Origin of the sequence: Mucilaginibacter sediminis, assembly GCF_051903035.1 — a bacterium.
In the GTDB taxonomy this organism is placed as follows: Bacteria; Bacteroidota; Bacteroidia; order Sphingobacteriales; family Sphingobacteriaceae; genus Mucilaginibacter.
The window spans coordinates 838749-854446 of record NZ_CP170602.1 but is presented as its reverse complement, the minus strand read 5'-3'; the positions used below and the strand labels follow the sequence as shown (position 1 = coordinate 854446).

General features: G+C 43.5%; 10 protein-coding genes. 2 read left to right on the top strand and 8 right to left on the bottom strand.

Features of this window, described 5'->3' with window-relative positions; genetic code table 11:
• Nucleotides 1–26: 26 nt before the first annotated feature.
• The 8 genes from ACFGVS_RS03280 to ACFGVS_RS03245 form a co-directional block, all read right to left on the bottom strand.
• The gene (locus ACFGVS_RS03280; RefSeq protein ID WP_439697437.1) at nt 27–2267 is read right to left on the bottom strand and encodes a family 78 glycoside hydrolase catalytic domain; all 2241 of its coding nucleotides are present in this window, start codon (nt 2265–2267) and stop codon (nt 27–29) included.
• Complete coding sequence (locus ACFGVS_RS03275) at nt 2264–3544, bottom strand: alkaline phosphatase family protein (RefSeq protein WP_439697436.1); 1281 nt, start codon at nt 3542–3544, stop codon at nt 2264–2266. Before ACFGVS_RS03275 ends, ACFGVS_RS03280 begins: the two co-directional genes overlap by 4 nt.
• A gap of 147 nt (nt 3545–3691) precedes the next feature.
• Nucleotides 3692–4405 carry a hypothetical protein gene (locus tag ACFGVS_RS03270; protein WP_439697435.1) on the bottom strand — a complete coding sequence of 238 codons (714 nt, stop codon included), beginning with the start codon at nt 4403–4405 and terminating at the stop codon, nt 3692–3694.
• Between the two features lie 18 nt (nt 4406–4423).
• On the bottom strand, nt 4424–5788 hold the full coding sequence (locus ACFGVS_RS03265) for a TlpA family protein disulfide reductase (protein WP_439697434.1): 1365 nt from the start codon (nt 5786–5788) through the stop codon (nt 4424–4426).
• Between the two features lie 17 nt (nt 5789–5805).
• Nucleotides 5806–7227, bottom strand: coding sequence for a RagB/SusD family nutrient uptake outer membrane protein (locus ACFGVS_RS03260; RefSeq protein ID WP_439697433.1), 1422 nt, complete (start codon nt 7225–7227; stop codon nt 5806–5808).
• A gap of 15 nt (nt 7228–7242) precedes the next feature.
• A complete protein-coding gene (locus tag ACFGVS_RS03255) occupies nt 7243–10533 on the bottom strand; it encodes a SusC/RagA family TonB-linked outer membrane protein (RefSeq protein WP_439697432.1) in 3291 nt (1096 codons plus the stop codon).
• 248 nt (nt 10534–10781) lie between these two features.
• The gene (locus ACFGVS_RS03250; RefSeq protein WP_439697431.1) at nt 10782–11858 is read right to left on the bottom strand and encodes a FecR family protein; all 1077 of its coding nucleotides are present in this window, start codon (nt 11856–11858) and stop codon (nt 10782–10784) included.
• Between the two features lie 99 nt (nt 11859–11957).
• Nucleotides 11958–12728 carry a hypothetical protein gene (locus tag ACFGVS_RS03245; RefSeq protein ID WP_439697430.1) on the bottom strand — a complete coding sequence of 257 codons (771 nt, stop codon included), beginning with the start codon at nt 12726–12728 and terminating at the stop codon, nt 11958–11960.
• A gap of 139 nt (nt 12729–12867) precedes the next feature.
• Between ACFGVS_RS03245 and ACFGVS_RS03240 the strand changes: the two genes are divergently transcribed.
• Both ACFGVS_RS03240 and ACFGVS_RS03235 read left to right on the top strand, forming a co-directional pair.
• Nucleotides 12868–14736 (top strand): AAA family ATPase, encoded by a 1869-nt coding sequence (locus ACFGVS_RS03240; RefSeq protein ID WP_439697429.1) that lies wholly within the window; start codon nt 12868–12870, stop codon nt 14734–14736.
• Complete coding sequence (locus ACFGVS_RS03235) at nt 14733–15695, top strand: hypothetical protein (protein ID WP_439697428.1); 963 nt, start codon at nt 14733–14735, stop codon at nt 15693–15695. Before ACFGVS_RS03240 ends, ACFGVS_RS03235 begins: the two co-directional genes overlap by 4 nt.
• The last annotated feature ends 3 nt before the right edge of the window (nt 15696–15698 follow it).

Below are 15698 nucleotides of genomic sequence, written 5' to 3'. Positions count from 1 at the left end.
TATGGTTTGCTATTGATGGGTATTAATTATTCTTTGCTGGTATATTCATGGGTGCCTGCACCGGCATTCACGAGGTCATAGCCACTGTTATCATCTTTAGGTACATAGATCATGGCGGTCGTGCCTTTCGGTACGGTGACCGTCATCTTCAATTTGCCGTTTAGTTTTTGCCAGTGAACCGCGACTTTACCTTGTGGGGTGATCAGGCTGGCTTTGCACCAGTTAAGAGTCCCCGTTTCCGGTTTGATCTGTATCTTCCGGTAACCCGGTTCCAGCGCGCTGATCCCCGCCATATTATGGTAGAGCCATTGCCCGACCGCACCATAGGAATAATGGTTGAACGAGGCTTCCTGTAATGTACCATCCGGTTTGATCGCATCCCAGCGTTCCCAGATAGTGGTGGCGCCTTTCGTGACCGGGTATAGCCAGGAAGGGCATTCTTGTTGTTCTAATAAAGTATAAGCCAGTGTACTATAACCAAAGCGGCTGAGGACAGGCAATAAGTAAGGTGTTCCTAAAAAGCCGGTAGCCTGTTTATTGCCATTGGAACGGATATTTTCCGCTAATAGCTTCGCTGCTTCGGCCCGTTCATTTTCAGGTAGCAGGTCAAAGGCTAATGCCAGTACATAGGCGGTTTGTGTCCGGGTATCCTTGCGGTTGAATTTGCCGTAAACCTCCCGGAAGCGTTTAACCACACTGCTATAAAGTGTTTCATATTGTTGTACGTCAGCTGCATGACCTAAGACCTTTGCAGCGTCACGAACCAATCGGGTGCTGTAAGCATAAAAGCATTGATCAATAAATACGACACTGGTTGACGCGCCCATGGCATACCAGTCCCCGTAACCATTCTTCAGAAAGAGGCCCTCCTTGCTGACGGAGGTCATATAATCCACCCATTTCTTCATAACGGGATATTGTTCCCGCAACAAAGCTTTATCCCCATAGGCCTGGTACAATGTCCAGGGCATGATCGTTGCCGCATCGCCCCAGCCGGCAACGCCAAAGTCTACATCCGTATTGGGCATAGAGCGTGGCAGGAAGTTTGGCACCGCGCCATTGCTGCCTTGCTCTACTTCCAGGTCGCGCAGCCATTTGCTGTAAAAACGTTTGGTATCATACAGGTACATTGCTGTACCCGCAAAAACCTGCGCGTCACCCGTCCAGCCGAGGCGTTCGCTCCGCTGCGGGCAATCGGTGGGTATATCGACGAAATTGCTTTTCAGGCTCCAGCTGATGTTCTGATAGAGCTTGTTGATCAGGCTATCGGAACATGCAAAAGTGCCGGTGGGTTTCAGGTCGGTATAGATGGCGATAGCTTGCAGTTTAACTTTCGTTGCATCAGTTCCCTGAAGCTTTATATAACGGAAACCGTGGTAAGTAAAATGCGGCTCCAATGTTTGTGCCTCGCCGTTGAGGATATAAATGTCCTCTGCTTTGGCTGTGCGCAGGTTGCCGGCATAGAAGTTCCCTGCATTGTCCAATAATTCTGCATGGCCTAATTTGATGGTATCACCGGCTTTGCGTTTGATCGTTAGCTTCACCCAGCCCGCCAGGTTCTGGCCGAAGTCGGCCACCTGTTCGCCTTTTGGCGTACGAAAGATGCGTACCGGGCTGAAGGTTTCGTGTTTTTTGACGTATTCGCTTTCCTGTAGTACCAGGTTGACATTTACGTCTGATAGCTTAGCCGGGTAGCTGGATTGTACGCTATTTCGCGTTTCCTGCATTTCACCATCATACAGTTCTGAATATTGGATATTGCTTTTCCTGCAGGTCCAACCCGGGCCGGTAGCGATTGTGGTATGGCTGCCGTCTTTATAGGCAATGTTGAGTTCAGCGATCAATCCCGCCTCATTGCCAAAATTGTTTCTTGCTTCATCGCTGTTTTCATTTCTGAAAGTGCCGCGGTACCAGCCTTCGCCAATTAGGACTTTTAAAGTATTCTTTTGGCTCAAGAGTTTGGTCACCTCATATTGCTGGTATTGCAGTCTTTTGTTGTAAACGGTAAAACCGGGTGTGAAATACGCATCGCTAACGCGTTTACCATTAATATTGGCTTCGTATAAGCCCAATGCGGTAATGGTTAAAACGGCTTTGGCTATGGGTTTATGGGTAACGAAGCTTTTTTCAAATAAAGGGCAATTCCGTTTGCCGGTACCTTCAGCGTAAGGCACAGTGATCCAGCGCGCCGCTTTGAACGGCTGCGCCAGGGCATTGGTTGATTGCCACGCCGCCATAACCACCAGGTATTTGATCGCCATTTTCATTCGATAATCCCGTTTACCAAACGCCCGTCGGGCGTTTTAAATTCAATACCTAATAGTTTGGCGATCAGTGGCGCGATGTCTACCATGTGGATCTCATCGATATGTCCGCCTTTTTTGATCCCGGCACCGGCCGCGATAAATCCGGTCCACATCTCTTTGATGTTGGGATCATAGCCGTGGTGACCCCCCTGGGTCGGGATGAATACGCCTTCGAGCGGGCTGTTTTGAATAAAGGTGCCGACACCAAGATTGGTCGCTTTGGCAGGTGCCACGGAACCGCTGAAGACCATACCGGGTTGGGCAGTCAATGCCAGTAAGGCATTGCTATCCGCGCCCATATGGTCGAGTTCTTTGCGGTCTATGATGCGGAACAGGCCGCGTTTGTCTTTGGGCAGCTTGTTTAAGCTGTCTATGACTTGTTTTTCGGTCCCCGGCTGGCCATAAAGGAAGCAGGAACCGCCGGAGGCGATGAATTTGGCCGGCAGGCTTTTGATCAGTAGGTTTGGCCGCATAATGGTATTGATGGTCACAAAGCCATGATCGCCGACAATGATAACTGCCGTGCTGTCTTTGGCTTTGCTTTTGGCGATCTCCTCCAGGATGATACCAACGGCGTGATCGTTTGACGCTACGGCCAGTTTTACTGCTTCCCCATCCGTTCCGTTTTCATGTTCCTTGCTGTCTACGTTCGCGAAATGCACCGCCATAAAAGCAGGTTTCCGTGTTTTAAAGATGTAAGCGGCGATACGCGCGGCGTTATCATCTAAACTTGCATATTCATCATTGAAGTTGGACGTATCCAGTTTACCGGTGGCATTTTGCTGCACTTCTTCAAACAGGCCGGGAGTTGCGTACTTTTTAGCTTCGGTCACCCGGTCGGGTGTACCCACCGGCCAGATCTCGGGGATATTCCAGGTAATGTCTCTGGTGACGCTTACCGGCCATTCTACGGAGGCTGTAGTAAACCCTTTTGCTTTTAATGCCTGCCATAGCGTAGGAACTTTGATATTATCAGCGAACCAAAACCATTCCCCTTTACTACCGATTGGTTGATTGAAAATAATTCCTGACCTTGCAGGCATCGCACCGGTAACCATAGCGGTATGCGCCGGGTAGGTATAAGCGGGGAATACGCTGATAAGCTTATCGCTATAGGTGCCTTCCCGCATCAGTTTACGAAGGTTCGGCGTGTCCCAATCTTTGTCCAAATACATCGCAGGCCGGAAGCCGTCGATGCTGATGAGCACGACATGTTTGGCTTGTGCAAATGCACCCAAACGAGTACAACAGAGCATAGCTAGCGCTAAGGGTAGGTAAATCCTGGATAATTTCATGGGATCGATTCATCGGCCGAATGCACCCGTTCCGCTTTCGGGGACACGGGGCATCAGCCTTTTTTCATAGGTGGTTTTTGAATTGCCGCTTTAATAATTATTCACTAGAATTACTCCGGTCGATCCACCAATCGCGCCCCGTAAAGCAAGGGTTACGTTATGAAAGTAGGGAGTAGTCAAAGTGTAGCTCGTGATCAATGTTCCGGTACCCGCATTTCGGAATTCGAAGATGTAGTTCGGGTTAATTTTCTTAGCCGGGTATTGCTTAAAGTCGGTGTATGCCTTGTAAGCCACACTTGCCGCTTCCGAACCATTCGCCTGTCCTTTGATATTGACACTAACCGGAGTGTTTCCTTGAGCTAGATTAATAAAACGAACTGCACAAATGCTGTCTTTGTAAGCATACGGAAATGTTTCCTTGATCAGTACGGATTCGACAGCCGATGGTGAAGGGCCGGTTAGGAAAAGCGAATAATTACTTTCGCTGGTAATGGTAATCGGTTGATTGTAATAGGTTACTGATGGTATTGCCGGAGCTGTGGAGGTCGCCGCGACTGCTGCTGTCCCTAAGGTAAGTCTGTTTTCAGAACTTCTGATTGGGATGATCGCATAATTATTTACAGCGACGGTATTGCTGGTGCTGACAATGCTTTGGTCGGCAATCAAAGTAACAGTTGAGCCGCCAATCACTGCGTTGGTCACATTAACAACGCCCGCATCTAAATCTGTGGATACTTCCTTTTTACAGCTAGTCAAATAAGCTAGCGCAACTAATGTCAATATTATAGAATTTAAAGTTTTCATATTAAAATTATTAAAATGTTATTTGGGGTCACGAATTACAAGCACCTTCATCTCTTTTTCACCTTTTTCTAAGTCAAGGCCGTTTTTCTGGAGTGCTTCTTTCACTGACTGGTAATCACCTTTTACAATATTTAAATCTATATCTATATTGGATTTTATATTCGTTTCATCTGATACAATATCAAACACTCTATCGATTCCAGAGTATGATGTAAGCCATGAAATTAGCTGCTGCATTGTAATATTCCTTAAATGTAATTCTTGCCATCGATTTTGGGAATTGAGATTTTCTGTGCGACCGCCTTTGGTTTCTAAGGATATCTTGGCGTTTTCGTTAGCAGTCAATTTCCAACACGGCATTTTTCTGTTCTCTATTCTTATGTCATAATTAAAATAGGTTTTGAGATCTTTTTGCATTACCTGCATCATAAACTCTTTATTTGCTTTGTCTATAGGAACAACTAAACTATAGCAGTAATAATTTGTATCAGTTATTCTGCCGATAGTTCCTGGAGCCATATTTTTGCCTTCAAAGATGGGTCGACCGAAATATTTGCCATAGTAGGAAGTGTCACCATATCCAGATTCCATCTTACCAAAGTATGCTATATTGTAGAGCCTACCTAAATCCCATCCAATGATTTCGAGCACATTCTTTTTACCGTTAATGCCGAGCATAAGCGCGTGTCGAGGTTCAAATAAAGGCGTCCATGAATGAGCAATTGGGTTTCCTGGTTGCCACAAAGCAAATAACGATCGGAACTGGAAATTGCTGTCAATTCCGCCATTACCTCCCACTAAAAAAGGAATTTTCCTATCGTATGGGAACTTCTGTGGTGCTCCTTTTTTATCTGCAAAACTCGCTTTTCCAAAGGCCACAGAACTTCCATTTATCAATTCCTTTAATTTTTCAGTGCTTGGAGAAGCCGTAGTAATCACCCGGACAACTCCAGCGGGATCGATGATTATGGTATGCGGTAAGCCCCCTACATTAAAACTTTCAAAAATCTCATTGTCAAATGCAGATGGCATTGCTAGATTCAATTTCTTATGAAAGTTATTATAAAGGCGCCTTTCTTCAGGAGTGTCGAAGGTCACCAATACAAATTGTACCCTATCTCCCAAGTCAACCTGTGTTCGACTTTCCTGAGGAAAACTGGCAATACATGCTGAACAGCTTTTTGACCAAAACACCAGCACAATCCATTTACCCTTTAAGTCCGCAAGGGAGGTGTTTTTACTTTTGTAAAAATCAACTTTATTAAAATAAAAATTTGGACATGGCTTACCCACTTCGGGCTCCTTTAGTCCTTTATTTGTAGACTGTGCTAATACGGCAATACCACTACACAAAGCAATTATATAAACTATGATTGTTTTCATATTCAAGTTATTAGTAGTTAATAGCCATTATTCTGTGTTATTTTACCAACACTATTATCAATGTCTACTGCGGGTATCGGATATAATTGCTGATAACTTTTCCATACTGTCCCTTTTTGAATAGCAGCATTAGTCATCACTGCATCTATAGTATTGGTTCTTTTCAAATCAAACCAGCGAAAACCTTCAGCAAATAATTCTATTTGTCGCTCATGCATAATGGCATTTATTACAGAAACTTGATCTATCGGGCCGGCATAATTTGGCAGGCCCGCTCTTCTTCGTATAATATTCAAGTCCGCAATTGCATCAGCCAAATTGGTTCCTTTTCTTGCAATTGCTTCGGCACGGATAAGATACTGTTCAGCCAGTCTTAAAATCGTCGTATATTCAGTATTCGCTAACGCGGGCGTTGCGCTTACAGTAGTGCTATTCGCTTTATATTTATTACAAAAAAACCAGCTTGAGAAAGTGCCTACCCAACTATTTCTGCGCGCGTCGCCGACTTCAAAACTATTCAATAAAAAATCGCTTAACGCTAGTGCGTTGAGACTTCCGCTGTTTGTTATTGGACTACTGGTTAGGACAAACGAGCCCTCGTCTGTGAATGTCGAAGTCGATGGGGATTGAAGTTGAAAAATAGCTTCTGTACTATTCTTTAAAAACACGCTGTTCAAATTACTTGGTAAACTGAATAATGAGGCATTATTAATAACTGCCGTTGCTTGGGCTTCCGCATTGGCCCAGTCTCCCATATATAAATACGACCTTGCTAGAAGTGCTGTCGCAGCCCATTTAGTTGGCCTTATTCGTTCAGTTGTTATTACCGTGTCTGTCACGTCAACAAAGTTAGAATTGAGCAGTGCCTGAGCTTCGGTCAAGTCAGCAACAATTTGAGCGTATACCTCTGTTTTAGAAGACCGACTTAGCGTAGCGTTTGAAACATAATTTGTGGTGGTAACAATAGGTATGTCACCATATAAATTTACCAAATTAAAATTCCAATAAGCGCGAATAAACTTTGATTCACCCGTTAATTGTCTTTTTACAGAAAGGTTAATTCCAGGAGAGTTACTTAAATTCTCAATAATAGCGTTGGCCTGATATATGAAATTGAACCCTGTTTTCCAAATGCCAATTGTTTGAGCGTCGTTGGTCACGTTTAAATTATTGGCATAAAGGTTTATGGAAGTTGTATTTGACGAGTAATTCTTCAACTCATCAGATGATAAACCAGTCATCCTTTTCATCGGATAAGAATTACTTTGCATTTGAGCGTATATAGACAATTGCGCGGCGGTCGCAGTTGAATTTTTATCAAATACATTAGCGGTGGCAACCACAGTTTCGGAAGGCGCAATTTGAACGAATTTGCGGCAAGAAGAGAGCAGCATTAACCCTATGAATAGAGAAAATGTATTTTTACAAAATGTTTTCATGTTAGTAGCTAAAATTTATAGTGAAGCATGTAAACCCAAGTTAAGCATACGTAGTGGTGGTAAAGATCGGCCTTGTGTTTCAGGATCGATCCCACGATAATTAGTAACTGTCGCTAGGTTTTGGGCTTGAACAAATAATCTGATTTCTTTTAAATGAGCCTTTTGAAGCCATTTTAATGGAAGTATGTACGAGCATGCCAAATTTTTTAGGCGTATGAACGAAGCGTCTACAATAAAGTAATCACTATTAGTCACGTTTGCCCACGCCGTTGAAACGTCTCCTGACTGTTGAGAAAACCGTTGATATCTTGTAATATCACCAGGTGAACGCCATGCATCGCTGATGTAAGTTGGCATATTTAGAGCACCACTTCCAAAAGATCCCGGAAAATTGATAGTTGGCTCAATACCAGTTTGCTTGACAAACTGAAAATTTACACTAAGCTGAAAGTCTCCTATTGTAAGAGTATTATCAAAGCCGCCATAGTAGTTTTGCGTAATTTCTTTCAAGAATTGATTATCATTAGTGTTAATTATCCCATCTTTATTTACATCTTCAAACGTGTAAAGCCCTGTCTGAGGATTAACGCCAGTGGCATGATATTTTCGTTGAATAAACAACGATTTCCCCTCCTGATATAAAGTTCTATATGAAGAAGATGCTAAACCTGGATAAGAAACGAGTCGATTTCTTGGAACCGAAATATTAAACGAAGTGGTCCATTTAAATTTGCGTGATTGTATATTTAAGGTATTTATCTCAAACTCTACCCCACTATTTTCAACTACCGCAGGCAAATTCGCGGTTATGGTTGTAAACCCTGTTGTACTGGGCAGCGCATAACCTACCAATTGGTTAACGGTACGATTCCTATAATAACTAATATTTAAATTAATTCGATCTTTTAAAAAGCCAATTTCTAACCCACCTTCTAATTTTTTTACGGTTTCCCAGCCATAATATGGATTGGTCAAGCCGGTCGGATTTAAAGTAGTTACTCCTTGGTAAGTTGAACTAGTGTAAGGAGCGTAAGTACTCATGTATGCGTAATCAGTAAGTTGATCGTTACCGGTTGAACCGTAACTTCCACGCAACTTGCCGAAACTTAAAAAAGGAAGAGCGTTTTTAATAAAATTTTCTTCACTAAAAATCCAGCCAGCGCCTACAGCTCCAAAATTGCCAAATTGATTTTCTGGCCCAAAGCGACTGCTACCATCTCTTCGAGCAGTTAGGTTTAATAAATATTTATCCTTTAAATTATAGCCTAACCTTGCATAAATTGCACTATAATGGTACAACGTACTACTGTTTCCCCTAACTGTTAGAGTCGAGCCCAGCGCAAAGTTTTGAACCAAATCGTCAGTCGAAAAATTTGTAGCTCTTAGACCGTAGTCGCTTTGTTTGTTTTGCTGAAAGGTGCTTCCCACTAATACAGAAAGTTTGCCTGAAAAAATAACCGTATTATAATTAACTTGTGGCTCTATAATCCAGGTATTTATGTCTTTTGTTGCTTTATCATGTTGCCTCAAACTGGGGTTAACATCGTTTGGTGGACGAAATTGAACTGCCGACACAATATTGTTCTGATTTAATTGCATGTTGGAATAACCTAATCCGACTTTTGCTTCAAGATTCGGCAAAACCTTATAAGTTAAGTTTGTATTTCCAATTAGATTGTTGGTTGTCGCTTGATAAGAACTTTTTAATCTAGAAAAAGGATTGTTACCCGGTATGTTTGTCCAAATTAAATTTCCATTATTGTCTAACAATCTAGAAGGCGAGTTTGGTGCAATAAATATGTCACTACTAAAATCGCTTGTTGGCAATTTGTTGATGTCATGGACAAAATTTCCGGAAAATAAGATATGCAGTTTGCCATTGCTTGACACATGATCAAGGTTTAGACTTAAAGAGGCTTTTTGATCACTAAATTCTCCAGGGAAAACTGTTGTTTGTTTTGAGGTTGTTCCTCCAATGCGGAATTTAGTATTTGTATCACCGCCAGAAATTGCAGTCTGAATATTATCGAATCGGGAAGTGCCTCCTGTTAATACTTTTTGCCAATCTGTGTAAGAATTTTGATCCCATGTCCCGTTAAGATCAAGATCAGTTGTTGACGGTAATTTCCCATCGTTGGTAAATGCCTGTCTGCGCATGTCCAAATATTGTTCAGTATTCATAAACTCCATCGTTCGAGCCACCGTTCCAAATGCTGAGGAAATGTCTACGTCTACTTTTGTATCACCAGATTTACCCTTTCTTGTAGTAATAAGTATGACTCCGTTTGCTCCACGACTACCGTATATCGCGGTAGCATCAGCATCTTTCAATACCTCGATACTTTCAATATCCGTCGGACTGAGATTATTAAATGGGCTTAGGCCTCCTTCTGGACTGCCAGTATTTGCACTGCCAACGCTCGTGGGAGTACTAACTGCCCCACCGGTAATATAAACACTGGTCATGCTTGTTGCACTATATGGCACACCATCAACAATATATAAAGGTTTATTACCGTTGGCGATACTATTTTGTCCGCGTATCCTTACCGTGGAATAAGCACCGGGAATACCCGATGATTGAGATATTTGTAAACCAGGAACTCTCCCTTCCAATGCCATCAATGGATCACTTACAGGTTGTTTTTTGATGTCATCTCCGTTAATTTTTGTTACGTTTCCTGTATTGAGCAGTTGGGTAGTTGTATAATAACCTTTATTTACAACAACTTCTTTTAAATTGGTGGTGCTGGCTTTTAAAGTAATAGTGCCGCCAGAAGTAATATCCTTCGCGCGTAATTCGATGGGTTCGTATCCAACGAAGCTAAATGTGATGATTTTGTTATCATCAGCTAAAGTGAGGCTAAATACACCTTCTTTGTCGGTGCGGGTGCCGTTGGTGGTTCCTTTTTCGGTGACGCTTGCACCAGCTAATGGTGAGCCTGTTTCGTCGACAACTTTGCCACGGATGGTGATTTGGGCGAGTGCCGATTTAGCTTCTTCTAATGGTGTTGGTTCGTTTTTTTTTAATAGGACGTTGTTGCCAACTATCTTATAATCTACCGAGGTGTTTGCGAAAGCGGCTTTAAGGGTTTCCTCAATGGAGGCATTATTTACTTTTACGGTGATCCTTTCGTTCTTGATCTGTTGGTCAGTATACAGGAAAACGTAACCGGATTGTTGTTTGATAGCGGTGATGACCTTTTCTAAGGGTGCGTTGGTTTCGTTCAGGTTGATTTTCTGGGCGAAGCTTGCGGCACTGGCCTGGACAAGGGCTATGACGAGCACGAATGTCGTTAGTTTCATAACCTTATAGATTAGTGAGGCACGCGATCGTATCGCTGCCTGAATAGCAGTAAAATTCATTACTTTTGTAACGTTTGGGTTAATACATGAATAGTTCTCCAAATTATTTATCCCGACGTGTCGGGAAGGGTTGACCCGGACTTTGCCGTAAAAGTGCTTCGAACCACTTTTGCGGCTTTTTTGTCTCAGGGACCCTTAGTTTCGGCCTAGCCTTGTTGTCGTAAATATCTTTGCATAGTTGGGGTTAATTAGGGTTTGACAATTATTTTCTTTCCGTTTGTTCCTTGTTCGATCTCAAAATTGACCTTAAAGAATTTAAGGACATCCAGGACCTGAGATGCATTAACATTGCGGTGCATCTCCCCATGAAATACCGTTTTTGGCTCACCGTCAGGATACTCCACCTCGACATCATACCAGCGGGATAATTGGCGCATCGCTTCAGGAAGCGGCATGTTTTCGAAATTGAATAATCCGTTTTTCCAGGCGAGGCTTTTTTCTACATCTGATTTTTCGATCCGGATGGTGCCGTTTTTCGCCATTATTGCTGCTTGTCCCGGTTTAAGCAGTTTTTTATTGACGGTAATGGCACCTTCCACTAAGGTTGTCGTAATGTTTGGCTCATCGCCGTAGCTGTTGATATTGAAGGCGGTACCGATATCTTCAGTGATCTGGTTATTGGTTCTGACCTTGAATGGCATTTTACTATTGTGTACCACCTCAAAATAGGCTTCACCAGTGAGTTCGACCAAGCGCTCGGTGGTAAATTTAGTGGGATATTTTAAGGAAGATGCGGCATTCAGCCATACTTTACTGCCATCCGGCAGCACTACTGCATACTGACGGCCTTTCGGCGTTTCCAAAGTATTATAGCCAATAGCGTCTGTACTATTATAAGTTAGCAAGCTGTCATTGGTCTTTTGCACACCAGTCGCGATAGCGCCGGTCTTCGTTTTCTCCAACACCACCTTCTGACCATTAGCCAAAGTCAGTATCGCACCATTCATACCCGGCTTCAAATCGTTTTTCACCTGTGCAACCTGCTGTGGTTGTAATTTCTTATGCAACAAGAAATAACCACCAGCTGAAAGCATCAGCAAAATAGAAGCTGCCGCCGCAATACGCGGCCATAAGCGCCTTACCGGTTTTACCTGCAGGTTCGCCCAAACTTCATTAAAAGTGTGCAGGCGTTCTTCCTCGGTCAGTACCTCCGGTTCCTGCTCGGTAAAATGCAGATACCAGCTCTCCAGCAGCGCGATCTCTTCCTCACTGGCCGTACCCGCCCTATATTTATCCAAAAGGTTTTTAATATCTTTTTCTTCCATATATAACAGTAAGACCAACTGCTGGCAGGGTGAGGGGTATCCTGTTGTAGGACAAAAAATTGATTATTTTATAACTAATTGACAATCAATATTATATATTTATTGACGCCTTTTTTTGGCCGCATAGTCATGATACAGTTCCTGGGTGCCGGAAAGAAAATCAATATGTATACTTTCGGTATCATGTCCAGAAAATTCCCCCAGAACCACCTCGCTTTTATAAGGGTGTATGATTGTTCCCGGTACGCTTTCAAAAACGCGGCCGAACTCCTCGAAAGTATCCGGTTGAATGGTGGGCGATTTGGAGAGGATCAAATAAAAATAGAACGAGTTGACCGAAATAAAACGCAATAGGAAATGGGGCGTTTCGGCTGGTAGCTGGATAACACCACACCTGGCTGAGGACGGGTACACCTTTTTTTCGTTAACGATGGTTGGCCGGATGAGATCGAGCTTAATAACCACATCTTCCCGTATCAAATTGCCGTCTAAGATGACTTCCCGGTATTTTTCAAAATCATTCTGGTCCCGAGCTACTGTCCTGGAGGAATTATAGGTGATTTTTAGCAGGCTCCGGAGTAGCAGGTCATAGTTGTAGGCAAACTTGAATGGCGTGGTATCTTCCTGATAAGTGTTGAAATACTGATCATACAGTGAACAAAAGTAAGTATCCAGCGGAGATAACTTCTTATTATTACAAGTGGCGCAAACATCCGCGATCACCAGGTCTGAACTGGTAAAAAGCTGCCGGCTTTTTAAATAGTTGACCTGTAGTTCCGGCATCCGGGTGATCAGGCAGTTCGGCCAGATATGTTCTTTGGTCAGTTTACCTGGTTTTTGGCAATACGCGCATATTCTCGGCTTAGACATCTGCTCAAATATATTATATTTACCAGCACTTATTGCCTTATTCATGAACTCAAAAGGACTGCAACTCATTGCAATCAGACCCTTAACCGACTGCCAGGCCAAATATGTCAAAGTATTGACCATAAATGAGATCTATTATTTGTCGAAAAATTATCATATCGATACGTATAAAGATCAGGAGCAGATCAAGGTTATTGCCAATTTTCCGCCTGAGATCTATAATGTCGGCAAGATCGACGTGCATATAAGTGCGATTGTGGGTAAGAACGGTGCGGGCAAAAGCAGCCTGGTCGAACTGCTCTATGTCGCACTTTATAACCTATCGCGCCGCCTGCGACTGACCGATAAAGAGGACGAAGAAGGCGTTCCTTACACGCCCGAAGCCAATATCAACGTAGAAATCTACTATAGGCTCAAAGGGCGTTTCTTCAAGATCACCAGTATTGGAAATTTCTTCCACCTGACCCAGTTCAACAATAACGGCCGGGGATTCCAAGCTTCGGCGCATTTCAACTACCGGGAACAATTGGCCGAATTATTCTATACCATCGTCATCAACTATTCGATGTATGGCCTGAATTCCCGGGAAGTTGGTCATTGGATCAAGTCTATTTTCCATAAAAACGATTCTTACCAAACCCCGGTCGTCCTCAACCCGTACCGTTCAGAAGGCAATATCAACATCAATTCCGAGAACTATCTGGCTAAAGCCCGGTTGCTCACTAATCTGCTCAGCGACGGCTCAGGTATCCTTTACTTTAAAAATAACGTCAAGACCGCCAAAAAGGCCGTTTTCACCATGGATGCCAGCAAGTTCCAAGTCAATAAAAAAAGCGGCGAGATTGTGTTCCCTAATTCGAATGATCTGAGCCACCGCATCTTTCCGGTATTGTTCGAGATCTTTTTTAACGAACCGGGTTTTCAGGTCAGCAATGATATCTATCTTCAGCGGCTCGCCAAGGAATACATCATTAGAAAATTGAAAAGTATCGCCCAGCGTTACAAGCAATATCGGCGTTTCCCGAATTTCTTCGGCATGCACAAAAGCGAGCTCCTAAGAAAATACATCGAGACCTTATATGCGGATCACAGCCACATCACCTTTAAACTGCGCCAGGCGATCAATTTCCTGAAATTCGATATCATCCCAAAAGACAAGGAAAATTTCGAATTACCGATCGGCGCTTTAGCAGCAAGTATCAAAACGGTCCAGGACAAGCACGATATTCCGACGATAGAACTTTTACCCCCCTCTTTTTTTGCCATTGATATCGAATTCAGCAATTCCGAGGACCGCATGGAAAAACTCAGTTCGGGAGAAAAACAAAAGATCTATGCGCTTTCTTCGCTGGTTTATCACCTGCGTAACCTCGACTCGGTGAAGGAATACCAATACCAGCGTGTACCGACCGACACTCCCACGAAACTCGTAAAGTATCAGCACATCAATATTATCTTTGACGAGGTAGAACTTTACTATCATCCCGACCTCCAGCGCCGGTTCATTAAAGACTTGTTGGCCAGCATCGCGGCCGCCCGGCTGAAGTCGATCAGATCGATCAACCTGCTTTTTATTACTCATTCTCCTTTCATTCTTTCAGACATTCCGGAAGAGCATACATTATATTTAGATGTGAGAGAGGGCAGGTCCCTGCAGGTGAGCAGCGAAACCAAGACTTTCGGCGGGAATATCCACGACCTATTAGCTAATAGTTTTTTCCTGGACACGGAGGGCTACATGGGGGAGTTCGCCAAAGAACAGATCGAATCCGCAATCAATTATTTAATGTGGGTGATCCAGCGCAACCAAAAAAACAAGCCCGCAACCCGTTACCCCAAGTGGGACCAGATCAAGGTCCGCCGTTTTATCGATATGCTCGGCGAACCGCTGATTAAAACCAGCTTAAATGAATTATACACCCAGGCCTTCTTGCTGACACCGGATGAGATCGATAAAGAGATCAGCCGCCTACAGGCGATAAAAGCTGCAAAATTGGATAAAGTATGATTTCGATACCTATAGGCCATGTCGACAAGATCATTGCCGCCCGCAAAACGGCGATTGATGACCATAAAGCTTATGTATACGCGGCATTAAGCGACTTATGTAATGGCCCGCTTGATCAAAGACAACAAGAATACATCGCAATGTTATTCAGCCACCTGGATGAGATCATCACGGCGCATCCGGACCAACTGGCTATTATGCAGGCCGAATTTGAAGCGAAGATCGGCGCCGCGGAGTTAGCTAAAGGTTATGTAAAATTCAGAGATAAGCTGCTAAAACTGCTTGATTATAGTGGTTTGCGCTCAACATTTTACCCCGAGTATTTCCATGCTCTGGGCATCAAGAGCTGCGTATATTGCAATTCTATACTCGCTATTACTGTTGAACGTCGTAAAAGTAAAAAAGGTAAACGCTACCGCGCCAAATTCCAGGCGGATCATTATCACTCGAAAACAGGGAGCCCATGCCTCAGTATATCGCTCTATAATTTATACCCGGTCTGTGCCAATTGTAATTTGGCCAAAGGCATCAAAAAAGTCAGTTTCAAATTATATGATCAGGTGCCGAAACATACGTCGCCCTTTACCTTTGCCTTAAAAGGAGCCAGTCAAGCCAAGTTCATTCTGAAGCGTGACATCAAACTCATTGATATTGGTTTTACGGAGCCGTCCGCAGCTCCCGGTTTTGAAACTTTCGATACCGTTTTTGATATCCAGGGCATCTACAAAACGCAGGTAGATATCGCGGAAGAACTGCTTTTGAAAGCGGAAGCTTATACGGATACCTACAAAGCCATATTACGGCACCGTTTTAAAAAGATCTTTGTTAATGACGAAGTGATCAACCGTTTACTGATCGGGAACTACGCCAATTCCGCCGATACCCATAAACGTCCGCTAGCCAAGTTCACCCGCGATATCGCCATAGATATCGGCCTGATCCCTAAAGACACGCCTTAAATA